Source organism: Neisseria montereyensis (assembly GCF_024834045.1).
GTDB classification, from domain to species: domain Bacteria; phylum Pseudomonadota; class Gammaproteobacteria; order Burkholderiales; family Neisseriaceae; genus Neisseria; species Neisseria montereyensis.
Genome location: NZ_JANUXW010000008.1, coordinates 72,679 through 95,920, shown reverse-complemented (window position 1 = coordinate 95,920; position 23,242 = coordinate 72,679). Strand labels below are relative to the sequence as shown.

Sequence of the window (23,242 nt, the reverse complement as noted above, 5' to 3'; positions counted from 1 at the left end):
TTTACGACTCCACTTTCAAAAGGTAACTGATTTTATTGATCATGCCACGATTTTCCGGAGTATCCAAAACTTCTACGGTATGTTCACGATGACGTAATCCCAAACCACGAGCGCAATCTCGATGGGCTTGAATAGTACCAATCAGGCTTTTAGCCAAAGTTACTTTAATTTTTTTCACTTCACTCATTACCCACTCCTAAAATATCTTCAACATTCAGACCGCGTTTAGCAGCAATGTCAGCCGGAGTATATAACTTACTTAAGCCATTCAAAGTAGCTCTTACAATATTATAAGGATTGGTTGAGCCATGAACCTTAGCAGAAATATTATGAATGCCCATGGCATCAAAAACTAAACGCATAGGCCCCCCCGCTTTCACACCACTACCTTCTTTCGCAGGTTGCATAAACACGCGGGTTGCACCATGTTTACCAATTACTTCATGATGAATTGTTCCATTTTTCAAGGGAACTTTAATCATTGAACGACGAGCCTGATCCATAGCTTTTTGAACAGCAACAGGTACTTCTTTAGATTTACCCTTGCCCATACCAATACGGCCATCACCATCACCGACGACAGTCAAAGCAGAAAAGGCCATTATACGTCCACCTTTAACCACTTTAGTTACACGATTAACGGCTACCATTTTTTCAATTAAGCCATCACCACGTTCTTCAATATCATGTTTTGCCATTTAAATCTCCAATCCTTTAGAAGCTTAAGCCATTTTCACGAGCAGCTTCTGCCAAAGCTTTCACACGACCATGATATTGAAAACCTGAACGATCGAAAGCAACTTTATCGACACCAACTGTCTTAGCTTTTTCAGCAATCCGCTTACCAACAGCAGCAGCAGCCTCAATAGTACTACCGGATTTCAAGCTATCTTTCAAATCAGATTCCAAAGTAGATGCCTGAGCTAAAACTTTATCACCCTCTGCATTGATAATCTGAGCATAAATATGGCTATTAGATCGGAACACACACAATCTAACCATTTTCAAGTCCGCAATATGGGCACGGGTTTTACGTGCACGGCGGAGTCGAGTTGTACGTTTATTCATTAAAGAACCTCAATTATTTTTTCTTGGCTTCTTTCATTACCACCACTTCGCCTGCATAACGGACACCCTTACCTTTATAAGGCTCAGGAGATCTATAAGAACGAATTTCAGCGGCTACTTGACCAATAACCTGTTTATCGGGACCAGTTAGAACAATTTCTGTTTGGCTAGGAGTTTGAACTGAAACACCTTCAGGCATTTCATAAACAATTGGATGAGAAAAACCTAAAGATAAATTTAAAGTCTTACCCTGTGCCTGAGCTCTATAACCGACACCAATTAATTGTAATTTTTTTTCAAAGCCTTCAGATACGCCTTTAATCATATTATTAATTAAAGCACGAACAGTACCAGACATAGCATTTGCATGCTTACTGTTATTTGTTGCAGCAAACATTAGCTGTCCGTCTTTCAGCTCAACTGATACATTATCAGTCATTGGCAAAGACAACTCACCGTTTTTACCTTTAACCGTAATAACATCTGTTCCAAATTTAACATCAACCCCAGCAGGAACAGTCACTGGATTTTTAGCTACACGTGACATTTTTTACTCTCCACTAGGCAACAATGCACAATAACTCACCACCCACTCCTTCAGAGCGAGCTTTACGATCAGTCATTACACCTTTAGATGTACTTACAATAGCGACACCCAAACCATTCATTACGTTTGGAATATCATTTGAAGCTTTATAAATACGCAAACCAGGGCGAGATACACGCTTAATTTGCTCAATTACAGGACGACCTGCATAATATTTCAATTGAATATCCAATATCGGCTTCATATCAGAAGAAACTTGAAAATCTTCAATATAGCCCTCTTCTTTTAAAACTTTCGCAATTGCACATTTTAATTTAGAAGATGGCATAGCAACTGAAATTTTATTTGCACGCTGTGCATTTCGGATACGAGTCAACATATCGGAAATAGGATCATGCATACTCATAACTATTACTCCTATTACCAGCTAGCTTTAACAACACCCGGAATCTCGCCACGCATAGCAATTTCACGGATTTTAATACGACCCAAACCGAATTTACGGAAAGTGCCACGAGGACGACCAGTCAATGCGCATCTGCGACGCTGACGAACAGGTGCAGCATTGCGCGGAATTGCCTGTAATTTTAAACGCGCTTCAAAACGCTCTTCATCTGAAGCATTTGAATCATTAATAACAGCAAAAATAGCTTCACGTTTGGCAGCATATTTTTTAGCCAAAGCAATGCGCTTCAATTCGCGATTAACAAGTGCTTTTTTAGCCATGAATTATCCTTTAAAGGGAAACTTGAACAATGATAGCAAAGCTTTTGCTTCTTCATCTGTTTTAGCAGTAGTAGTAATGGTAATATTCAAACCGCGCAAAGCATCAATTTTATCATATTCAATTTCAGGAAAAATAATCTGCTCACGAATACCCATATTGTAGTTACCACTACCATCAAAAGACTTACCACTTACACCGCGGAAGTCGCGAACACGAGGCAATGCAATTGTCACCAACCGGTCTAAAAATTCAAACATTTGTTCGCGACGTAAAGTCACTTTACATCCCACAGGATAATTATCACGAATTTTAAAACCAGCAATCGATTTACGAGCGACAGTTACAATTGGTTTTTGTCCAGCGATTTTTTCCAAATCAGAAACCGCATGCTCCATTACTTTTTTATCAGCAACCGCTTCACCAACACCCATATTTAATGTAATTTTTTCAATGCGGGGTACTTCCATAATTGATTTATAGTTAAATTGCTTCATCAATTCAGGAACAACCGTGCTGTTATAGAACTCTCTCAAACGAGCCATATTATCTCCTTATGCCCCTATGATAGAGCCATTAGATTTAAAAAAGCGAACACGTTTAACTTTGCCATTGTTTTCAACTAGCTTAACACCAACGCGGTCTGCTTTATTTGTTTCAGGGTTTACAATAGCAACATTTGAAATGGCTAAAGGCATATTTTTCACCACAACACCACCTTCAATGCCACGCATAGGATTGGGCTTTTGATGACGCTTAGCAACATTTATACCATCAACAACAATTTTATCACCCAAAACCTTAACAACCTGACCTTGCTTGCCTTTATCTTTACCGGCAATAACAATAACTTTGTCACCTTTAATTATTTTGTTCATAGCTACTACTCCTTACAAAACTTCAGGTGCCAATGAAACGATTTTCATAAAGCGTTCGGTACGCAACTCACGAGTTACCGGACCAAAAATACGCGTACCCAAAGGTTCCAATTTGTTGTTTAACAAAACAGCAGCATTATTATCAAATTTGATTAATGCTCCATCTGAACGACGAACACCTTTGGCCGTACGTACAACTACAGCATTATAAACATCGCCTTTTTTAACACGACCTCTAGGAGCTGCATCCTTAACAGCAACTTTAATAATATCACCAACTGAGGCATAACGACGCTTAGATCCACCTAAGACTTTGATACACATAACACGACGCGCACCAGAATTGTCAGCCACACCTAAAATGGTCTGCATTTGAATCATTTTATTACCTTTTTAAAAACCAACTTAATTTACCTTTTTCAAACCACCTATCAACCACTAATTTTCATTGGAAATAGTTGCTTGAAACCTAATAGGGTTCTAGTAAACCAGTCTTGGATCCCGAAGGGGAGAAACTTTCAGAGAAAATTTGAAAGAATAAGAAACGAAGTTTACATATAAATCAAAATTTATGCAACACTTCGTTTCTCTATTTAAAGCCCGCTGTCTTAATTTTTAAACAGCACGCGCTTTTTCCACCAGGTCTTTAACGATCCAAGATTTCGTTTTAGATAACGGACGAGTTTCTGCAATGACTACTATATCACCAACTCCATATTGGTTTTGTTCATCATGAGCATGAATCTTAGATGAACGTCGAATAATTTTTCCATACAAAGGATGTTTTACTTTACGCTCAACCAAAACAGTTACCGTTTTATCCATTTTGTCGCTAATTACTTTGCCTTGCAAAGTACGGATATTTTTTACTTCGCTCATTATTTAACACCTTTTTCAGTTAAGATGGTTTTAATACGAGCAATATCACGACGTACCCGCTTCATTTCACTTGACTTACCCAGTTGACCCGTAGCATTTTGCATACGTAAGCCAAATTGTGTTTTCAGCAAATCAAGTAAATCTGCATTTAATTGCTCAATGGATTTGTCTTTCAATTCATTCGCTTTCATTATTGACCTACCTGTCTTACTACAAACACCGTCGGAATAGGCAATTTAGCTGAAGCCAATTGAAAGGCTTCTCTAGCTAAAGCTTCAGGCACACCATCCATCTCATACAACATTTTACCGGGTTGGATTTCAGCCACATAGTACTCCGGAGAACCTTTACCGCCACCCATACGCACTTCAGCAGGTTTTGATGTAATTGGTTTATCAGGGAATACTCTAATCCAAATTCGTCCGCCACGTTTAATATGACGCGTCATTGTACGACGGGCAGCTTCAATTTGACGTGCAGTAAGACGACCGCGACCCACTGCTTTCAAGCCAAACTCACCAAAGCTAACTTTATTACCACGGGTAGCAATACCAGTATTGCGGCCTTTATGCTGTTTGCGATATTTCAGTCTAGTTGGCTGCAGCATGACGACCACCTGCCTTTCTTTGTCTTCTTTCTTGTCCAGGTTTTACTTGAGCAGCTTTTTCATTGCCTTCTCCAGTATAAACCCAAACTTTCAAACCCAACACACCATAAGTGGTATGAGCCTCACTGGTAGCATAATCTACATTTGCTCTCAAAGTATGCAATGGCACACGTCCTTCGCGATACCATTCGCTACGCGCAATATCAGCACCATTCAAACGACCAGAAGTCATGATCTTAATACCTTTAGCACCTACACGCATGGCATTTTGCATAGCACGTTTCATAGCACGACGGAACTGAACACGTTTTTCCAACTGCTGAGCAATACTGTCAGCAATAATTTGTGCATCCAACTCAGGCTTACGGATTTCTTCAATATTTACATGAACAGGCACACCCATCAGCTTTTGTAAGTCACGCTTCAGGATTTCAATATCTTCACCTTTTTTACCGATTACAACACCTGGGCGAGCAGAGTGAATGGTAATACGTGCAGATTTTGCCGGGCGCTCGATAACAACACGGCCAACAGAGGCATTAGCTAAGCGCTTACGCAGATATTCTCTTACATCAATATCTTGTTTCAATACTGTTGGAAAGTCTCCGCTTTTTGCAAACCATTTTGAAGACCAGTCTTTAGTTACCGCCAAGCGAAAGCCTGTAGGATTAATCTTTTGTCCCATAGCTTTTCCTTAATTACCTACTGTCACATTAATATGACAAGTTTGTTTTTCAATGCGGTTACCACGACCTTTAGCACGCGCTTGAAAACGTTTCAAACTCGGGCCTTTGTCAACAAAAATGGTGACCACTTTCAGCTCATCAATATCAGCACCTTCATTATGCTCTGCATTAGCAATAGCTGATTCCAGTACTTTTTTGATTAACTCAGCACCTTTTTTAGGGCTGAATGCCAAGATATTTAAAGCTTGGGCAACGTCTTTGCCACGAATCATATCTGCAACCAATCTGGCTTTTTGCGCAGAAATACGGGCGTTTTTATGTTGTGCATTTACTCTCATGATTCACCTTATTTCTTTTTAGCCTTTTTATCAGCCAAGTGGCCTTTAAAGGTACGGGTCAATGAGAATTCACCTAATTTATGGCCAACCATATTATCACTGATGAAAACAGGAACATGTGTACGTCCGTTGTGTACAGCAATAGTCAAACCGATAAAATCAGGCAGAATAGTAGAACGACGCGACCAAGTTTTAATAGGACGCTTATCGTTATTTGCACGAGCCGCATCTACTTTTTTGAGCAAATGCAGGTCTACATATGGGCCTTTTTTTAATGAACGAGCCATATTAATTAACCTTTATTTGAGTAACGGCGGCGAACAATCATATTGTCCGTGCGTTTGTTATTACGAGTACGGTAACCTTTAGAAGGAGTGCCCCATGGGCTAACAGGTTCGCGAGCCTCACCGGTACGACCTTCACCACCACCATGTGGGTGATCAACTGGGTTCATCACCACACCACGGACGGTCGGACGAATACCACGCCAGCGATTAGCACCGGCTTTACCGATTTTCTTCAGACTTTGTTCTTCATTACCTACTTCACCAATGGTAGCACGGCAATCAACGTGGATCTTACGCACTTCTCCGGAGCGTAAGCGCACTTGAGCATAAATACCTTCTTTGGCCAACAGAACTGCTGAAGTACCTGCAGAACGTGCAAGTTGCGCACCTTTACCAGGTTTCATTTCAATACAGTGAATGGTTGTACCAACAGGAATATTGCGAATAGGCAAAGTATTACCTGTTTTAATGGCCGACTCAGCACCAGACACCAAAACCGCACCCACTTTGACACCGCGAGGAGCGATAATATAACGACGCTCACCATCTGCATAACACAACAATGCAATGTGCGCAGTACGGTTAGGATCATATTCAATGCGCTCAACTTTAGCGGGAATACCATCTTTATTACGCTTAAAGTCTACAATCCGATAATGGTGTTTATGACCACCACCTTTGTGACGAGTCGTAATATGACCGTTATTATTGCGGCCGGCTGTAGAATTTTTCTTCTCCAGCAAGGCTGCATAAGGTGCACCTTTATATAAACCTTCAGTGGTTACACGAACCATGCCGCGACGACCAGCAGAGGTAGGCTTCATTTTTACAATAGCCATGTTTCTTATTCCTTATCTGCAGCTGCAGCAGCGGCTTCCAAATCCAGTTCCTGACCGGCAGCCAAGCTTACATACGCTTTTTTAACATCACTGCGACGACCAACCGTACGTCCGAAACGTTTTGTTTTACCTTTAGTGGTAACGGTGGTAACCGAAGCTACTTTTACATCAAACAACAATTCTACGGCAGCTTTGATTTCTTGCTTGGTAGCATTCGCCAAAACTTTAAAAGTCATTTGATTACGTTTTTCAGCCAGCAAATTGCTTTTTTCAGAAACAACAGGCGCCAAAATCACTTGAGTTAAACGTTGTTGATTCATACCCATTGCTCCTCTAACTGCGCTACTGCTTCTTTAGTCATCACTACTTTTTTGTAACGTAACAGACTATAAGGATCAACTTGTTGCGCTTCCAACACCAATACGTTAGGTAAGTTACGCGAAGCTAAATATACGTTCTCATCCAACTGTTTGGTTACAAAAAGAACTTGTTCCATACCAAGGTTTTTTACTTGTTCGGCAAAAACTTTGGTTTTAGGCGTATCAACACTCAACGCTTCAATCGCAAATAAACGTTCGTCACGAGCCAATTGTGACAAAATCGTTGCCATACCTGCACGGTACATTTTGCGGTTAACTTTTTGAGTGAAGTTTTCATCAGGTTTATTCGGGAATGCACGACCACCTTTACGCCATAACGGAGAAGATGTCATACCAGAACGTGCACGACCGGTACCTTTTTGACGCCACGGTTTTTTCGTAGAGTGTTTCACTTCAGCGCGTGTTTTTTGCGCACGGTTACCTGAACGGGCATTTGCCAAGAAAGCATTTACCAGTTGATGAACCAATGCTTCATTATATTCACGACCGAACAAAGCATCAGAAACAGACAAGCCGCCTGAAACCTGACCTTTTGCATCAATTAATTTCAATTCCATTACGCACCTACTTTCACGCTGGGACGCACTACCACATCACCGTTTACAGCACCGGGAACCGCGCCTTTTACCAACAGAAGCTGACGTTCTGCATCCACTCGTACAATTTCTAAGTTTTGTACAGTTGATTTGGTATTACCGTATTGTCCGGCCATACGTTTACCGGGGAATACACGACCGGGATCCTGAGCCATACCGATAGAACCAGGAACACGGTGTGAACGTGAGTTACCATGTGAAGTACGTTGAGCACCGAAATTATGGCGTTTAATAGTACCTGAGAAACCTTTACCTTTAGAGGTACCGGTTACATCTACCAATTGACCTGCTTCAAACATAGCAACAGTAATTTCGTCGCCGGCTTTCAGCTCGCCTAATTTTTCTTCAGTTAAAGCAAATTCAATCAAACCGCGACCAGCTTCAACACCTGCTTTTGCAAAATGTCCGGCATCGGCCTTATTAACACGATTCGCTTTTTTCTGACCAAAGGTAACTTGAACGGCCGTATAACCGTCAGTATCTTTGGATTTTACTTGAGTGACGCGATTCGCAGACATATCCAACACGGTTACCGGAACAGAAACACCCTGTTCGTTAAACACACGAGTCATACCTACTTTGCGCCCAACCAGACCTAACGTCATGATTATTTTCCTTTTTTAAGTAAAGGGGTCAATTACGATTGACTGACCATTGGACTAAAACAAACTTTGGCGGATTGCCAAGCGGCAAACTATACCACATATCCATTTCTATATTCAAGAAATATTCAAGTAAAAACTGTATTTTACAGCTCAATAACAGCTTGCCTCAGTATCTGTATATTTTTTTGACATAATATGTAATCTGCTATAACAATAAATCTCATGCACGCTTTTGTATCATATTAGTCAGGCAAAAGATTTCAGACGGCCCATGTCATTTTTTTGAATTTATGTATCCGAACGTTTTAGCTATATAGATGTCTTAAATTCATATCCCAAAACTTATCGAATCGCACATTAAAGAAAAATCTGATTGTTTCAACATAACCCTTAAACAACCTATTTTTAGCAAGGAGTTCTCCGAATGGATACTTGGACTCAAACCTTAAGCACCGGTGCTTTGTTAGGTATTGCTGCGGCTGCTATTTTACTGATTCTATTATTAATTATTAAATTTCGTATCCATGCATTATTAACACTGACCATTGTCAGCCTGCTAACAGCCATTGCCACCGGTTTGCCGACAAATCAAATCGTAAATGATGTGCTGGTCAAAAATTTCGGCGGCACACTCGGCAATGTTGCATTACTGGTGGGATTAGGGGCAATGTTGGGGCGATTGGTTGAAACATCCGGCGGGGCACAATCGTTAGCTGATTCGTTGGTACGCATATTTGGTGAAAAAAATGCCCCTTTTGCCTTAGGTGTCGCCTCTTTAATTTTTGGTTTTCCGATTTTCTTTGATGCTGGCTTGGTGGTCATGCTACCGATTGTGTTTGCTACCGCCCGCCGTATGAACGCACCTGTATTGGCTTATGGTTTGGCTTCTATCGGTGCTTTTTCCGTAATGCATGTTTTCTTACCGCCCCACCCCGGACCTATTGCGGCCTCTGAGTTTTACGGTGCGGGCATCGGCTATGTATTACTACTCGGATTACCTTTAGCTTTTATCACTTGGTATTTCAGCGGTTATCTGTTGGGTAAGTTTCTCGGTAGGCATATTTATGTTCCAGTACCCGACTTACTCAGTGGCGGTACACCGGATAACGACAACCCCGACGAACCTGCACGAGCCGGTACGGTTATCGGGATTATGTTGATTCCGATGTTATTAATTTTCCTGAACACCGGTTTGGCAACATTAACGGCTGAAAATATGATTAACGGTAACGCTTCATGGGTATCGTTTTTACGCATGATAGGCTCCACACCTATAGCCCTACTGATTTCGGTTTTAGTAGCTATGTTTGTTTTAGGTCGTAAACGCGGTAAAGAAGCGTCTGCACTCGAGAAGGCTATTGACGGCGCACTCGGTCCCGTGTGTTCGGTGATTCTGATTACCGGCGCAGGCGGCATGTTCGGCGGGGTATTGCGAGCTTCCGGTATCGGACAGGCATTGGCAGACAGCATGAGCCAATTGGGTATCCCCGTGCTTTGGGGATGTTTCTTGGTGGCTTTGGCCTTACGCATCGCGCAAGGCTCCGCAACGGTAGCGCTCACAACAGCAGCTGCCCTAATGGCGCCTGCCGTAGCCGCAGCCGGATTAAACGATTGGCAATTAGCTTGCGTGGTTTTGGCCACTGCCGCAGGCTCTGTCGGTGTCAGCCACTTTAATGATTCGGGCTTCTGGTTGGTCGGACGGTTATTGGATATGGATGTGCCGACCACATTAAAAACATGGACCGTTAACCAAACACTGATTGCCATTGTCGGCTTTGCCTTATCTGCATTGGTCTTCAGCATACTGTAACAACCATAAGGGAAACGGATATGGATCAATCCACATTACATATTGTGATTATGGGGGTTAGCGGGTGCGGAAAAACCACGCTTGCCATGGCGTTACAACAATATTTCCAATGCCCCTATGCGGAAGGTGATGATTTTCACCCCCAAGCCAATCGGGATAAGATGGGCTCCGGTATTCCGCTTACCGATAAAGACCGTTATCCGTGGTTGCGCAGTTTGCGAGATTGGATGACAAAGCAAACAGAAGCCGGAACGACTGTAGATATTGTTACTTGTTCGGCACTGAAACGGCAGTATCGCGATATTCTACGCGAAGCCAATGGTAAAGTTATCTTTATTCACCTTGATCCGCCATACGAAATCAACCTTGAACGCATGAAAGCACGCAAGGGGCACTATATGAAAGCCGGTATGTTGGCATCACAATTGGAAACGTTGGAAGCCTTACAAGCCGATGAAGAAGGTGTCCGTATTAATAATGCCGGCAATCCTGAAACGGTTCAAAACGAAGTATTACGTTGGATAAATCAACAAAACTTTAAAGCATTAAAGGGATTATCCAAATAATATAGTTACGGCCGTCTGAAATCTTTCAGACGGCCGTAACTATATTATAGTGACTTATTTCAAATATCATTGAAATATACCGGCAATACTGCTGACCAATACAATAATACCGGAAATAAAAGGCATCATAATTTTGCCCAACAATCCCGTCATCAGCAAAATCAAAATAATCCAAGTACCGTAAGGTTCTATTTTACGATACTGCATCGAAGCGCGTGCCGGCAGGAAACTGTCTACAAAACGCCCGCCATCTAAAGGCAGAATCGGAATCATATTCAACACAAACAATACCGCATTAATCAACACACCATATTTTGCCATTTCACTTAAAGGATATTGAAACGACTCCGGCACATATTGTGCAAATGCCAAAGCCAACCCCCATCCGATTGCCATTATCATATTGGATAACGGCCCTGCAATCGCCACCATACGCATACCCATACGCATATTTCGGAAATTACGCGGCACAATCGGTACCGGTTTTGCCCAACCAAATAAAAACGGCGTGAACATAAACATCAGCAACGGCACCAAAATCGTGCCGACGGGATCAATATGGGCAATAGGATTCAATGTTAACCGACCCATCTGCTCGGCCGTACGGTCTCCCCAATAACGTGCAGCATAACCATGCGCCGCCTCATGCACGGTTATCGCCAGCAAAACAGGCAATAATGCCAGTAAAAATACACCTAAATCAAAATTTTGAAACATGGTTTTCCTTTTTGAGTATGTATGCAGCAGGAAACGGCATATTATCGTTTGGGCAGTTTATTATACCAATAGCAATCGCTATATATAGAATCACTAATTATTGAATGGTTAAAGCCTATTACCTACTTCTGTTTCAGACGGCCATATGCTATAAGCCGAATAAACTTTTATCACCCTTACCCTCACGGATCAATTCCACACCATCAGTCATATCAATCACCGTAGTCGGTTCCGTACCACACCAGCCGCCATCAATAACCAAATCAACCGCATGCTCCAAACGATCTCTGATTTCATATGGATCTGTTAACGGTTCACTGTCTTCAGGCAGCATCAATGTGCAACTTAACAACGGCTCACCCAATTCAGTCAACAAAGCCAATGCAATTTTATTATCGGGAACGCGCAGGCCGATGGTTTTCCGTTTCGGATGTAAAGTACGGTTAGGCACTTCTTTCGTTGCCTGTAAAATAAAAGTATAACTGCCCGGCGTAGCCGCTTTAAGTTGACGAAACTGGCTGTTATCCACTTTGGCATAAGTGCCTAAAGCACCTAAATCGGCACACATCAAGGTCAGGTGGTGTTTCTGATCAATTTTACGAATATTCAGAATCCGTTCCATCGCTTCTTTGTTTCCCAACTGACAACCTAATGCATAGCATGAATCGGTCGGATAAACCAATATGCCGCCTTTTTGTATAATTTCAACCGCTTGCTTAATCAATCTATCTTGCGGGTTGTCCGGATGAATAGCAAAAAATTGTGCCATATCGTATTCCTATCAAATGAATATAAAAGGATATTTGCGCATCACAATAAAACCCAACACCAATATAAGTCAAACGTTAGTAAAACTTCTTAAACCACCTATATACCAAATTATATCGCAAAGCCCTGCACCCAATAATATTAAAAACCGAACACTAAATCCAATCAATGATTTCCTATTAGGAAACGAATATTAAATAAAATCGGTATTTATCAAATTTCAGTATTTCCATACAATACGCACATCAACAAAGCAAACAGCAGTTTAAAACTTTTCCTAACTATCGAACTTAATAAAAATACACCATGAGGACAATTATCATGAAAAAAACCATGCTTACTTTCGTCGCTTTAGCTACTTTAGCCACTTCTTTCGCTTCCGCCCGTGGCGCCCACATGCCGGCTTACAACCATGCCAATAATTCAGGTGAAATCGCCGGTTTACAAGCTGTTCAATATGATGGAATGAAACGTGCCGACAAAAACGATGACAGCATCAAATTCAGCTTTCCGGGCAATACCGTAGTTGCCGAAGATGACGGTTATCAATTCTTAGGCCGTACCGAAAGCCGCTAATCAATTATTTGAGTGTTGATAACAGGATAGAAAAAGCCGTCTGAAATATTTCAGACGGCTTTTTACATTGTGGAAACACCAATCTATACAGGGCAGATGCCCGTAAACCTTATTAGTCTTTAAAGCGTTTGAATACCAAAGTACCGTTGGTTCCGCCGAAGCCGAACGAATTGGAAATCGCCACATCTATTTCGGCATCACGCGCTTCGTTGGCACAGTAATCCAAATCACAACCGGCTTCGATATCTTGTTCAAATAGATTAATGGTCGGCGGTGATTTTTGGTTGTGCACGGCCAACACGCTATAAACAGCCTCCACACCACCTGCGGCACCCAATAGGTGACCGGTCATAGACTTGGTAGAGTTTACAATCACTTTATAAGCGTGATCGCCCAATGCAATTTTCAATGCATTGGTTTCATTGGCATCACCTAGCGGGGTTGAAGTGCCGTGTGCATTCACATAATCAACATCAGTGGGATTTAAGCCGGCATCTTTTAATGCACGGTTAACCGCCATCGCCGGGCCTTCTACATTAGGGGCGGTGATATGGTAGGCATCGGAACTCATACCAAAGCCGACAATTTCCGCATAAATTTTCGCACCGCGTTTCTTGGCATGCTCAAGCTCTTCCAACACCATCACACCGGCACCTTCGCCCATCACAAAACCATCACGGCCTTTATCCCAAGGGCGTGAAGCAGTTTGAGGATCATCGTTGCGTGTTGACAAGGCTTTCATAGCGGCAAAACCACCCATACCTAATGTACAAATAGCACCTTCGGCACCACCGGCAACCATTACATCCGCGTCACCATATTTAATCAGGCGGGCGGAATCGCCAATAGAATGTGCGCCGGTGGTACAGGCAGAAACCATGCCGTAACTAGGACCGCGATAGCCTTTCAGAATGGTAACGTGGCCGGCAATAAGGTTAATCAGCGAACCGGGAATAAAAAACGGATTGATTTTGCGCGCACCGGTTTGCATAACGGCCTTACCGGTCGCCTCAATAGTAGGCAGGCCGCCGATACCTGAACCGATATTGACACCGATGCGGTCTTTATCCAAACCTTCCACATCATCCAATCCTGAATCGGCAATAGCTTGCAAGGCGGCTGCAATGCCATAATGGATAAAAACATCCATACGGCGCGCTTCTTTTGGGCTGATATAGGTACCGATATCGAAATCTTTCACTTCACCGGCAATACGGCAGTTAATATCGGACGCATCGAAACGGGTGATGGCACTGATGCCGCTTTTTCCGGCCAAGAGATTGTTCCAGGCGGTGGCAATGTCATTGCCGACAGGCGACACCTGTCCTAAACCTGTAATGACGACTCTTCGCTGACTCATAATGTTCTCGCTTGGGTTAGGTTTGACGGTTTTCCTGAAAACAGGCCGTCTGAAACCGTGTGAGTAATGGTTGATTTAATAAGCTAAAAGCCTCTGTTAGCAGGAATTCCCGCAGCAGAGGCTGTTTCGGTTGGAAACACAGTGCGCTTAGGCAGTGTGTGATTGGATATAGTCGATAGCCAATTGCACGGTAGTGATTTTTTCAGCATCCTCATCAGGGATTTCGCAGCCGAAAGCTTCTTCCAAAGCCATTACCAATTCAACGGTATCCAGAGAATCTGCACCCAAATCGTCTTGGAATGAAGATTCGTTTTTAACTTCGGCTTCGTTAACGCCCAGTTGTTCGGCAACAATTTTTTTAACTTGTTGTTCAATGTTTGACATGTTAATCAGTCCTTATATGCCTTACGGCGGGTTTTAAAAATTCAGATTTGGCAGGATTTTACCGAATCCTCTTTATATTTTCTATTGAAATATAGGGTGCGGCAATACCGCTTCAAACCACACGGTGTTAGGCGGCATATTATCATAGGCTTATTTTAAACGACAAGCGACTTTTGCTTTCTTTTTTTAATCAAAATGTTAAATATAAAAATTGAAGCATATCCGACATCAAAAACAATCATGGCAACCTCAACAAACTGTTGTGAAAATACCGTCTAACCGATTTTACCTGCCGCCAGTCTAGAAAATTTACCCACGCAATAATAAACATATGGCCGACAATATATCTTTCAGACATTTCGGTTTACAAGGTATTGGTTATTATTGTATTGATAAAACAGTTAATTTTAATGATGACTTTTCGCCGCTAACTGCTCATTAAAAAATCGGATAATACAGGCAAACTCGGTAACCGATTCTTCCTGAGTCGTATTCCCCGTATGCCCTCCTGCACCACCGGCATACAACCAAACAGGCGCTTTATTGCGGCGTAGTTTGGCATAAAATTTTAACGCATGGGCGGGGTGGACTCTATCGTCGCTCAAACTGGTGGTCATCAGAGCGGGCGGGTAGTCGGCGGTATCGGCAAGGTTATGGTAAGGCGATAACGCAGCTAGGGCCGTCTGAAAAGCAGGGTTTTCGGGATCGCCGTATTCATCTATCCAGCTGGCGCCTGCCGATAAATAAGGATAACGCAACATATCGGTCAGCGGCATTTCGCACACCATAGCGCCGATACTATGCGGTGCGCGTACGAAAGCCGAAGCAACGATTAATCCGCCGTTGCTGCCGCCCTGAATACCGATAAACGGTGGCGAACTGAGTTGGCGGTTGTTTAAATCATCAATAACGGCAATCAGATCATCTACGCTTTTATGTTTGTTGATTCCTTGTGCGGCCTGATGCCATTGCGGACCGAATTCGCCGCCGCCGCGCACATTGGCCAATACAAAAGATTTGCCCTGTTCGAGCCAATATTTACCTATCGTTCCCATATAATGCGGCAGTTCGGGAACGGCAAACCCGCCGTAAACATACACAATCACGGGGGTGTCGGGCGATGGATTCTTACCAACAAAGTAATAAGGTATGCGCGTGCCGTCGGCCGATTCGGCGTAAAACTGGCGCATTTGGATGCCGTCGGTATCAAATTGTTCCGGCTGACGGCGTACCACAACCAATTCCATCACGTTTAAATCCAGCGCAAACAAGGTTAACGGGGTTGTGAAGTCGCTGGCAGCAATATAGAGGACATCGCCGCCCCACGGCTGATCGGTAAGTTCTAATGTGCCTTGCGGCAGCTTGGGCAAGCTAACTTCCTGCCAGAGGCCGTCTGAAAACCGCCATGCTTTCAGACGGCCCGATACGTTATCCAATAAATTGACTACAACAAAATGCTTAGTGGTTTCGACGCTTTCCAAGGCCTGCGTGCTATCGGGCGCAAACAGTATATGCGCGGCGCCCAACTCACCCTTGTTTAATTTGACAGCGACAAGACTACCGGCCGGATAACTGTGGTTCGCACGCTGCCATACGCTGCGCAAATGAATCAACAGGTGACCGGCCAGATAACCGGACACTTCGCAATCATCCGGTAGATTCAACGGCAGGGCGTCATATTCGGGCGATACTTGCAAATAGGTTTTGGTATAGAAGCCGTCTGAAGATTCGATCAGGTCGATAGCGGCGCCTTGCGCGTCGAGATAACGCCAAGCGTTCACCATCATGCCGTCCGAATCCATACGGTAAACCGGTGTGCTTTCCTCAAAACTCTGCCCGCGCTCAACCAACCACACTTCACGCGGGTAACCGGCTTGTGTGGTTTGGCGTTCGTCCCAAGCGGGGCATACCCATACGCTGTCGGCATCGCGCCATGAAATATGGTTTTTACCTGCCGGAAAATGGAAACCGTTTTCCACAATGGTGCCGCTATTGAGATTAAACTCAAGCGTATAGGCCGTATCCGAACCGGAACGGCTGAGGGTGAGCAACACCATTTCGGGCTGTGCAACATAATGAGATACGCCGCCGAGATAAACATCATCGCCCAAAATCTCATCAAAATCGGCTACGGAAAACAAAATCTGCCATTCGGGATAACCGGAACGATATGAAGCGGCGCTGCATACGCGGTATACCCCTTTCGGATGGATTTCATCTTGATGAAAATGATACATTTTGGCGCGGTGCTCTTGGCAAAAGGCAATCTGGCGCGGGTTTTGCAATTGTTTCACCATATCGGCGACAGTTTGGTCAAAATCCGCACCGCTGGCAAAAGCAGCTTGCGTTTCGGCATGTGCTTCCGAAGCAAAACGTCGGGTTTCCGGATCGCTGAGGTCTTCGAAATGGCGGTAAGGGTCTGGCATGATAGTAGGCGGCCGTCTGAAAAGTGATGGGCGGATTATAGCTTATCGGCAACGGATATGTTGCCGTTCCGATTTCCGCCCGTATGCGCCAATATCAGGGAAATCGGTTAGAATGAAAAAAGTTTTTCCTACCGAGCTGTTTGTTATTCATAAATTTAAGGAAATATTATGGGCGAAGATGAAATCTCATTGAGTGAGTATGCTCATCAATTGCTGGCCGAACATCAAAACGAACGTGTTTTTCCATTTTATTTTCAAGGAAAACGGTTCTGGCTAAAGCAACCCGAACATTTACACGGAATATTCAGATTATTAAAACCCCACCCCAAACAATCCTTTTTGAAAGAAATCGAGCGCCTTCAACGCCTAACCAGCAAGAATGCACCGGTGCCCAAATTAATTTTATTTGATGATGATTTTTTAATATTGGAAGATGCCGGAACAACAGTAAACGAGCTGATTTCGGAAAATGCAGATAACCCGGAATTTAAAAAAAGTTTGCTGTTAGCCAGTGTTCAAGCATTAAATAATCTGCATCAAGCCGATTTCATTCATGGCAGACCCGCTATTCGGGATATGACTTGGCAGGATAACCGCATACTTTTTATTGATTTTGAAGTCAGTTCGAGAAACCAAGATCTTCAGTGGCAAAAAATAAGGGATATGGCTATTTTCTTTCACGGCTTATGTCGAAAAAAATTCATTTCCGACGATGAAATCCAATATGCCATCGAACAATATCGAAATATATGCGATCCGCAATTATGGCAGGCCTTTATTCAGTTACTTGCCAAATATAAATTTGTTTACTATATATTACGTCCGATTAAATCCATGATTGGCACGGATATTATCGCGATTTATAGGTTATTTGATATCTTTTTAGATGAAAAACTGATTTGAACGGGAAAAATAAAAAATGACTCTAACACGATATGAGGCCGTCTGAAAGAAAACAGCATGACCCCCGATTTATTCACCCTGATGCCCGCGCCGGAACATAACCTATTGCCGGCCGACGGCATCGTTAACGACCACGGTGTCATTTTCTCTAGCGATACGGCCGACCGCTATTTCCATATCTTGATGAACGATATTGCGTGGCAACAAGATGAAGTGGTGCTGTATGGCAAACACATCCGCACGGCGCGCCGTGTGGCTTGGTATGGCGACCGTTCTCTGGCCTATACTTATTCCGGCATCACCCGCCTTGCCCTACCATGGCACCCCGTATTATCGGAAATCAAGGATGCAGTCGAGAAGCATATAGCCGCTTATACACCGACGCAATTTAACTCCTGCCTGTTGAATTTATATGCCGACGGCAACGAAGGAATGGCTTGGCATAGCGATGACGAGCGCGAATTGGGGCAATGCCCTATTATCGCTTCGGTCAGTTTCGGCGCATCGCGGAAATTTGTTTTCAAACACAAACAAACGCAGGAAAAAACCGCCATGATGCTAACGCACGGCCAATTGTTGGTTATGCACGGCGAAACACAAAGTCATTGGCTGCATGCCATTATGAAAAGCACCAAAATACACGAACCGCGAATCAGCCTAACGTTTAGAACCATTATTGAATAATGCCCCCCATCGAGGCCGTCTGAAAACACAATATAAATAAATAAATCCCCTAATCTTTCAACAAATCAACATCATCAGCCGCTGATAAAGCGCATTAATCATGATAACTTTCAATCAGATAAAATAAATTTATCCACCAATAAACCCTACAAAGCCATGCCAATCGTCGCAAAGAAAAATAAAGTTTATAATACCTACCTCTTTTTCTTTCCCGAATCCCCATATTTATGGATATTGATACCAAACGTTTACATACGCAATCGCTGTTAGAACATGCCGATTTACTGTTTGACGAAGCAACCTGCCGTCGCGAACTGCTACGGCTGGCAGACGAAATCACTGCTGATTTAGGCGGCAAATACCCCTTGTTATTGCCCGTTATGGGCGGCGCAGTCGTGTTTACCGGGCAATTACTGCCCTTGCTGCGTTTTCCGCTCGATTTCGATTATGTTCACGTTTCCCGTTATGGCGACAAACTGAAAGGTGGCGATTTCCATTGGTTGCGCGAACCGCAGGAAAGTGTTGCCGGGCGGCATGTGCTGATTCTGGACGATATTCTTGATGAAGGGCATACCATGGCCGCCATCAAAGAGCAGGTGTTGGGTTTGGGTGCCGCCTCATGTGCTACCGCCGTTTTTGCCAACAAACTGATTAACAAAGACAAACCGATTACTGCCGATTATGTCGGCATCAACGTGCCCGACCGTTATGTATTCGGCTACGGCATGGATGCCGCCGGCGCATGGCGCAATCTCGGTGCCGTTTATGCCATGAATGAAACCTCTTAAACCGTATGAATGCAAACACATTTTTATCGTTCATTACCGTATTCAGGCCGTCTGAAAACGTTCAGACGGCCATAAACAGGAGCCACTTATGATAGGCTTATTAATTATTACCCACGATACTATAGGCGAAGCCTATCGTGGTTTGGCACATCACTTTTTCCTTGGCAATACGCCGGAAAATATCCGTATTTTAGGTGTCGAAACCGATGAAAGCCATGAACATATTATTGAGCGTGCACGGAAACTGGTTGCGGAACTCAATAGCGATGACGGCGTTCTGATTATGACCGATATATTCGGGGCAACACCTTGTAATGCCGCCCGCAGTCTGGTTGAAGAAGGCAAAACCGCCATGTTAACCGGATTAAATGCGCCCATGATGATTAAAGCCATCAACTATTCCGGTAATGCCCATGATTTGGCGGCGTTTACCCAAACCGTTAAAGAAGCGGCCGTCAACGGCATTATTAATGTGCCCGCACCTTCACTAGGAGGCAATTCATGCTGAAGCAGTCTGTTCAAATCATCAACAAACTCGGCCTACATGCCCGTGCATCCAGCAAACTCACCCAAACCGCCGCCAATTTCCAATGCGAGGTATGGGTCAGCCGTGGCGACCGCCGCGTTAACGGCAAAAGCATTATGGGGCTGATGATGTTGGCTGCTTCCCAAGGCACGGTTATCGAATTGGAAACCGACGGCATAGACGAAGCCGCCGCCATGCAGGCGTTGGTGGATTTGATTAACGACTATTTCGGCGAAGGCGAATAATAATATGTCTATCATGCTACACGGCGTCGGTGCGGGTAAAAACATTGCCATCGGCCGCGCCCATATCATTATGCGGGGCATGAACGAAGTGCCGCAACACGATATCGACGAAACCGAACTGCCTAACGAAACCGCCCGCTATGAAGCGGCCATCAAAGCCACCCGCAAAGAATTGGAACAGTTGCGCAGCACCATTCCGGAAAATGCCCCCACCGAATTGGGTGCATTTATTTCGCTACATCTGATGTTACTCACCGATGTAACCCTATCGCGGGAACCGGTCGATATTATTCAAGATCAGCATATCAATGCCGAATGGGCGTTAAAACTGCAATCCGACAAACTTTCCGCACAATTTGACGAAATCGAAGATGCCTACCTGCGCGAACGCAAACAAGATATGTTGCAAGTGGTGGAGCGCATACACAACAATCTGGCCGGGGAAGGCAATGACTTAAACTTAGATCCCGAATTGGCGGAAGATACGGTTTTGGTTGCCTACGACTTATCGCCTGCGGATACCGTCTATTTCAAGCAACAACGTGTGGCCGGATTCGTTACCGATGCCGGCGGCCCGACCAGCCATACCGCCATACTCGGCCGCAGCCTGAATATCGCCTCCGTTATCGGCCTGCACAATGCGCGTAAACTGATTCGTGAAGACGAATGGGTGATTGTCGACGGCATTAACGGCATATTGATTATCAACCCCGACGATATCGTTTTGGCCGAATACCGCGCCCGTGTACGCGAATATCGCGCCCGCACGCGCAAACTGAATAAAATCAAAAAAACCGCCGCCGCTACCGAAGACGGTATCAATATCGAGCTGTTGGCCAATATCGAATCGGTGGACGACATTAAACACGTTCACAATATGAGTGCCGACGGCGTAGGCTTGTTTAGAAGCGAATTTCTCTATCTCAACCGCGATACCATGCCGTCTGAAGACGAGCAATACGAGGTATATAGCCGCTTTGTAAAAAAGCTGAAAGGCAAAAACCTCACCATCCGTACCGTAGATTTAGGCGTGGATAAAAACCCGCGCTGGTTCGGACAAAACGGCACCCCCAACGGCAGCCTGAATCCCGCGCTAGGTTTAACCGGCATCCGTTTATGTTTGGCCGAGCCAGTGATGTTCCGCACCCAAATGCGTGCCATTTTGCGTACGGCCGTACACGGGCCGGTCAGCCTGATGTGGCCGATGATTACCAGCATTACCGAATTGAAACAGTGCCTAGTGCACTTGGAAACCGCCAAAAGACAACTCACCGAGCGTGACGAGCCGTTCGGTCAAGTATCGGTCGGCTGTATGATAGAGATTCCATCCGCCGCCTTAAGCGTTGCCAGCCTATTGAAACATGTGGATTTTATTTCTATCGGCACCAACGATTTAATCCAATATACCTTATCGGTCGACCGTGGCGACGATGCCGTCAGCTATCTCTACCAGCCCGCGCACCCAGCCGTATTAAAACTGATACAGACCGTTATCCGCACCGCCGACCGCATGAATAAAGCCGTATCGGTATGCGGCGAAATGGCCGGCGATACCGCCTTCACCCGCCTGCTGCTCGGTATGGGTTTACGGCGTTTTTCCATGAACCCCAACAACCTGTTGGCGGTGAAAGACATTGTATTACACAGCAATACCTTGGCATTAGAAAGCGAAACCGCCCGCGTGATGCGTAGCGACGACCCTGAAAAAGTAGAAAAACTTTTAAAAAATATGAATACAGAAGAAGGGGCCGTCTGAAATATTCGGTACCAATCTAAGCAGAAACGGCATGAGATCCGTTTCTACTTTATATCTAGCTTTTCTATTTTTCAGACGGCCTAAAATCTATTCTATTGCGTTTAAATATTAAAACATCCCTGCCTAATACGCTTTAACTTTAACAATCCAAAATAAAATGCACATTTCCGACTTCGATTTTGAACTGCCCGAATCCCTTATCGCACAATATCCGCCTGCCGAACGCAGCAGCAGCCGCCTATTGGCCGCGTTGCCCGGGCAACCGCTCACCGATACTGTTTTCACATCCTTGCCCGATTATCTAGCCGACGGCGATGTATTGGTTTTCAATAACACCAAAGTGATGAAAGCCCGATTATTCGGAGCCAAAGCCAGCGGCGGGAAAATCGAAGCCCTGATTGAACGGGTGCTTGATCATGATACGGCTTTGGCACATATCCGTTCGTCCAAATCCCCCAAACCGGGCACGGAACTCATTTTTGAGGGCGACATCCATGCCGTGATGGAAGAACGTGCGGGCGAATTGTTCCGATTACGCTTTCACAGCAACAACAGTGTTTATGACATTCTCGAACAATCCGGCCATCTACCGTTACCGCCCTATATCGAACGCGCCGCCGACGATCATGATGATGCCCGCTATCAAACCGTTTATGCCAAACACCAAGGCGCCGTTGCCGCCCCCACCGCCGGTCTGCACTTTACCGACAGCTTGCTGGAAACCATCCGCGCCAAAGGCGTACACACCGCAGAAGTAACCTTACACGTTGGTGCCGGCACCTTCCAACCGGTGCGGGTGGATAATATTGCCGAGCATAAAATGCACAGCGAATGGTTTGAAGTGCCGCCCGAAACCGTGGCGGCGATTGAAGCGGCCAAACAACGCGGCAATCATGTTTGGTCGGTCGGCACAACCTCTATGCGCGCACTTGAATCGGCCGCAAGAGAAACAGGCCGTCTGAAAGCCGGCACCGGCGATACCGATATTTTTATCACACCGGGCTATCCATTCAACGTGGTTGACAGACTGATTACCAACTTCCATCTGCCCAAATCCACATTATTAATGCTGGTCAGTGCATTTTCAGGCATGGAACACATCCGCCGTGTATATCAGCACGCCATCAAAGCACAATACCGCTTTTTCAGCTATGGTGATGCCATGCTGTTAGGATACGACAAGCACAAATAATCCGCCGGCGGATTTTGCGTTATCCGGCATAAAATGATAAACTTCTGATTTAATTTAACTTGCAAGCACATACACGACCATGAACGACGCGGAGCAGAGCAGCAATA

General features: G+C 44.5%; 34 protein-coding genes. 10 read left to right on the top strand and 24 right to left on the bottom strand.

All coding sequences use genetic code 11. The features are described from left to right. Position 1: 1 nt before the first annotated feature. The 19 genes from rpmD to rplC all read right to left on the bottom strand — a co-directional run bounded on the left by rpmD (position 2) and on the right by rplC (position 8,434). The gene (gene rpmD / locus NXS09_RS08855; protein WP_259292178.1) at positions 2 to 187 is read right to left on the bottom strand and encodes a 50S ribosomal protein L30; all 186 of its coding nucleotides are present in this window, start codon (positions 185 to 187) and stop codon (positions 2 to 4) included. Further along, a complete protein-coding gene (gene rpsE / locus NXS09_RS08850; RefSeq protein WP_259292177.1) occupies positions 180 to 698 on the bottom strand; it encodes a 30S ribosomal protein S5 in 519 nt (172 codons plus the stop codon). The genes rpmD and rpsE overlap by 8 nt, the downstream gene beginning before the upstream one ends. A gap of 16 nt (positions 699 to 714) precedes the next feature. After that, entirely contained in the window at positions 715 to 1,068 is a 354-nt protein-coding gene (rplR, locus tag NXS09_RS08845; RefSeq protein WP_259292176.1) for a 50S ribosomal protein L18, read from the bottom strand. A gap of 13 nt (positions 1,069 to 1,081) precedes the next feature. Beyond that, on the bottom strand, positions 1,082 to 1,615 hold the full coding sequence (rplF, locus tag NXS09_RS08840) for a 50S ribosomal protein L6 (protein ID WP_259292175.1): 534 nt from the start codon (positions 1,613 to 1,615) through the stop codon (positions 1,082 to 1,084). Between the two features lie 13 nt (positions 1,616 to 1,628). After that, the gene (rpsH, locus tag NXS09_RS08835; protein ID WP_259292174.1) at positions 1,629 to 2,021 is read right to left on the bottom strand and encodes a 30S ribosomal protein S8; all 393 of its coding nucleotides are present in this window, start codon (positions 2,019 to 2,021) and stop codon (positions 1,629 to 1,631) included. A 14-nt stretch (positions 2,022 to 2,035) separates the two neighbouring features. Continuing rightward, a complete protein-coding gene (gene rpsN / locus NXS09_RS08830) occupies positions 2,036 to 2,341 on the bottom strand; it encodes a 30S ribosomal protein S14 (protein ID WP_151052766.1) in 306 nt (101 codons plus the stop codon). Positions 2,342 to 2,344: 3 nt separating this feature from the next. Beyond that, positions 2,345 to 2,884 carry a 50S ribosomal protein L5 gene (gene rplE / locus NXS09_RS08825; RefSeq protein WP_259292173.1) on the bottom strand — a complete coding sequence of 180 codons (540 nt, stop codon included), beginning with the start codon at positions 2,882 to 2,884 and terminating at the stop codon, positions 2,345 to 2,347. Between the two features lie 9 nt (positions 2,885 to 2,893). After that, entirely contained in the window at positions 2,894 to 3,217 is a 324-nt protein-coding gene (rplX, locus tag NXS09_RS08820; RefSeq protein WP_259292172.1) for a 50S ribosomal protein L24, read from the bottom strand. Positions 3,218 to 3,229: 12 nt separating this feature from the next. Then, positions 3,230 to 3,598 (bottom strand): 50S ribosomal protein L14, encoded by a 369-nt coding sequence (rplN, locus tag NXS09_RS08815; protein ID WP_259292171.1) that lies wholly within the window; start codon positions 3,596 to 3,598, stop codon positions 3,230 to 3,232. 234 nt (positions 3,599 to 3,832) lie between these two features. Further along, complete coding sequence (rpsQ, locus tag NXS09_RS08810; protein ID WP_259292170.1) at positions 3,833 to 4,096, bottom strand: 30S ribosomal protein S17; 264 nt, start codon at positions 4,094 to 4,096, stop codon at positions 3,833 to 3,835. Next, positions 4,096 to 4,287 carry a 50S ribosomal protein L29 gene (gene rpmC / locus NXS09_RS08805; RefSeq protein WP_151052776.1) on the bottom strand — a complete coding sequence of 64 codons (192 nt, stop codon included), beginning with the start codon at positions 4,285 to 4,287 and terminating at the stop codon, positions 4,096 to 4,098. The genes rpsQ and rpmC overlap by 1 nt, the downstream gene beginning before the upstream one ends. Next, entirely contained in the window at positions 4,287 to 4,703 is a 417-nt protein-coding gene (rplP, locus tag NXS09_RS08800) for a 50S ribosomal protein L16 (protein WP_259292169.1), read from the bottom strand. The genes rpmC and rplP overlap by 1 nt, the downstream gene beginning before the upstream one ends. Next, positions 4,687 to 5,388, bottom strand: a complete 702-nt coding sequence (gene rpsC, locus NXS09_RS08795; RefSeq protein WP_259292168.1) for a 30S ribosomal protein S3 — start codon at positions 5,386 to 5,388, stop codon at positions 4,687 to 4,689. The genes rplP and rpsC overlap by 17 nt, the downstream gene beginning before the upstream one ends. A 9-nt stretch (positions 5,389 to 5,397) precedes the next feature. Continuing rightward, complete coding sequence (rplV, locus tag NXS09_RS08790; RefSeq protein ID WP_151052782.1) at positions 5,398 to 5,727, bottom strand: 50S ribosomal protein L22; 330 nt, start codon at positions 5,725 to 5,727, stop codon at positions 5,398 to 5,400. Positions 5,728 to 5,735: 8 nt separating this feature from the next. Next, the gene (gene rpsS / locus NXS09_RS08785) at positions 5,736 to 6,014 is read right to left on the bottom strand and encodes a 30S ribosomal protein S19 (protein WP_009119027.1); all 279 of its coding nucleotides are present in this window, start codon (positions 6,012 to 6,014) and stop codon (positions 5,736 to 5,738) included. A 5-nt stretch (positions 6,015 to 6,019) separates the two neighbouring features. Continuing rightward, entirely contained in the window at positions 6,020 to 6,853 is an 834-nt protein-coding gene (gene rplB / locus NXS09_RS08780) for a 50S ribosomal protein L2 (RefSeq protein WP_151052784.1), read from the bottom strand. A 5-nt stretch (positions 6,854 to 6,858) separates the two neighbouring features. Continuing rightward, positions 6,859 to 7,173: a 50S ribosomal protein L23 gene (gene rplW, locus NXS09_RS08775; RefSeq protein WP_191963644.1), complete on the bottom strand. Its 315-nt coding sequence runs from the start codon at positions 7,171 to 7,173 to the stop codon at positions 6,859 to 6,861. After that, complete coding sequence (gene rplD, locus NXS09_RS08770; protein WP_151052788.1) at positions 7,170 to 7,790, bottom strand: 50S ribosomal protein L4; 621 nt, start codon at positions 7,788 to 7,790, stop codon at positions 7,170 to 7,172. The genes rplW and rplD overlap by 4 nt, the downstream gene beginning before the upstream one ends. Continuing rightward, complete coding sequence (rplC, locus tag NXS09_RS08765) at positions 7,790 to 8,434, bottom strand: 50S ribosomal protein L3 (protein WP_259292167.1); 645 nt, start codon at positions 8,432 to 8,434, stop codon at positions 7,790 to 7,792. Before rplC ends, rplD begins: the two co-directional genes overlap by 1 nt. Before the next feature lie 424 nt (positions 8,435 to 8,858). Between rplC and NXS09_RS08760 the strand changes: the two genes are divergently transcribed. Then, the gene (locus NXS09_RS08760) at positions 8,859 to 10,244 is read left to right on the top strand and encodes a GntP family permease (protein ID WP_259292166.1); all 1,386 of its coding nucleotides are present in this window, start codon (positions 8,859 to 8,861) and stop codon (positions 10,242 to 10,244) included. A gap of 20 nt (positions 10,245 to 10,264) precedes the next feature. Next, the gene (locus tag NXS09_RS08755) at positions 10,265 to 10,810 is read left to right on the top strand and encodes a gluconokinase (RefSeq protein WP_259292165.1); all 546 of its coding nucleotides are present in this window, start codon (positions 10,265 to 10,267) and stop codon (positions 10,808 to 10,810) included. 66 nt (positions 10,811 to 10,876) lie between these two features. On the opposite strand, the gene NXS09_RS08750 is transcribed toward NXS09_RS08755, so the two are convergent. Both NXS09_RS08750 and NXS09_RS08745 read right to left on the bottom strand, forming a co-directional pair. Beyond that, entirely contained in the window at positions 10,877 to 11,527 is a 651-nt protein-coding gene (locus NXS09_RS08750; RefSeq protein WP_259292164.1) for a site-2 protease family protein, read from the bottom strand. A 148-nt stretch (positions 11,528 to 11,675) separates the two neighbouring features. After that, complete coding sequence (locus NXS09_RS08745; RefSeq protein ID WP_259292163.1) at positions 11,676 to 12,296, bottom strand: L-threonylcarbamoyladenylate synthase; 621 nt, start codon at positions 12,294 to 12,296, stop codon at positions 11,676 to 11,678. A 320-nt stretch (positions 12,297 to 12,616) separates the two neighbouring features. On the opposite strand from NXS09_RS08745, the gene NXS09_RS08740 reads away from it, so the two are divergent. Beyond that, the gene (locus NXS09_RS08740; RefSeq protein WP_259292162.1) at positions 12,617 to 12,871 is read left to right on the top strand and encodes a hypothetical protein; all 255 of its coding nucleotides are present in this window, start codon (positions 12,617 to 12,619) and stop codon (positions 12,869 to 12,871) included. A 112-nt stretch (positions 12,872 to 12,983) separates the two neighbouring features. Here NXS09_RS08740 and fabF read toward each other — a convergent pair whose 3' ends face one another. From fabF to NXS09_RS08725, 3 genes are all read right to left on the bottom strand, one after another. Further along, positions 12,984 to 14,231, bottom strand: a complete 1,248-nt coding sequence (gene fabF, locus NXS09_RS08735) for a beta-ketoacyl-ACP synthase II (protein ID WP_259292161.1) — start codon at positions 14,229 to 14,231, stop codon at positions 12,984 to 12,986. Positions 14,232 to 14,378: 147 nt separating this feature from the next. After that, entirely contained in the window at positions 14,379 to 14,615 is a 237-nt protein-coding gene (gene acpP, locus NXS09_RS08730; protein WP_259292160.1) for an acyl carrier protein, read from the bottom strand. Positions 14,616 to 15,022: 407 nt separating this feature from the next. Then, positions 15,023 to 17,041 (bottom strand): prolyl oligopeptidase family serine peptidase, encoded by a 2,019-nt coding sequence (locus NXS09_RS08725; protein WP_259292159.1) that lies wholly within the window; start codon positions 17,039 to 17,041, stop codon positions 15,023 to 15,025. 168 nt (positions 17,042 to 17,209) lie between these two features. Here NXS09_RS08725 and NXS09_RS08720 point away from each other — a divergent pair, with 168 nt between their 5' ends. From NXS09_RS08720 to queA, 7 genes are all read left to right on the top strand, one after another. Next, positions 17,210 to 17,944, top strand: coding sequence for a BUD32 family EKC/KEOPS complex subunit (locus tag NXS09_RS08720; protein WP_259292158.1), 735 nt, complete (start codon positions 17,210 to 17,212; stop codon positions 17,942 to 17,944). Positions 17,945 to 18,001: 57 nt separating this feature from the next. Further along, a complete protein-coding gene (locus NXS09_RS08715) occupies positions 18,002 to 18,628 on the top strand; it encodes an alpha-ketoglutarate-dependent dioxygenase AlkB family protein (RefSeq protein WP_259292157.1) in 627 nt (208 codons plus the stop codon). A gap of 227 nt (positions 18,629 to 18,855) precedes the next feature. After that, complete coding sequence (locus NXS09_RS08710; protein WP_259292156.1) at positions 18,856 to 19,416, top strand: hypoxanthine-guanine phosphoribosyltransferase; 561 nt, start codon at positions 18,856 to 18,858, stop codon at positions 19,414 to 19,416. Positions 19,417 to 19,504: 88 nt separating this feature from the next. Further along, positions 19,505 to 19,924 (top strand): PTS sugar transporter subunit IIA, encoded by a 420-nt coding sequence (locus NXS09_RS08705; RefSeq protein ID WP_259292155.1) that lies wholly within the window; start codon positions 19,505 to 19,507, stop codon positions 19,922 to 19,924. Then, entirely contained in the window at positions 19,918 to 20,187 is a 270-nt protein-coding gene (locus NXS09_RS08700; RefSeq protein ID WP_151050078.1) for an HPr family phosphocarrier protein, read from the top strand. Before NXS09_RS08705 ends, NXS09_RS08700 begins: the two co-directional genes overlap by 7 nt. A 4-nt stretch (positions 20,188 to 20,191) precedes the next feature. Next, positions 20,192 to 21,943: a phosphoenolpyruvate--protein phosphotransferase gene (ptsP, locus tag NXS09_RS08695; protein ID WP_259292154.1), complete on the top strand. Its 1,752-nt coding sequence runs from the start codon at positions 20,192 to 20,194 to the stop codon at positions 21,941 to 21,943. Positions 21,944 to 22,100: 157 nt separating this feature from the next. Beyond that, the gene (gene queA, locus NXS09_RS08690) at positions 22,101 to 23,135 is read left to right on the top strand and encodes a tRNA preQ1(34) S-adenosylmethionine ribosyltransferase-isomerase QueA (protein WP_259292153.1); all 1,035 of its coding nucleotides are present in this window, start codon (positions 22,101 to 22,103) and stop codon (positions 23,133 to 23,135) included. Positions 23,136 to 23,242: the final 107 nt, after the last annotated feature.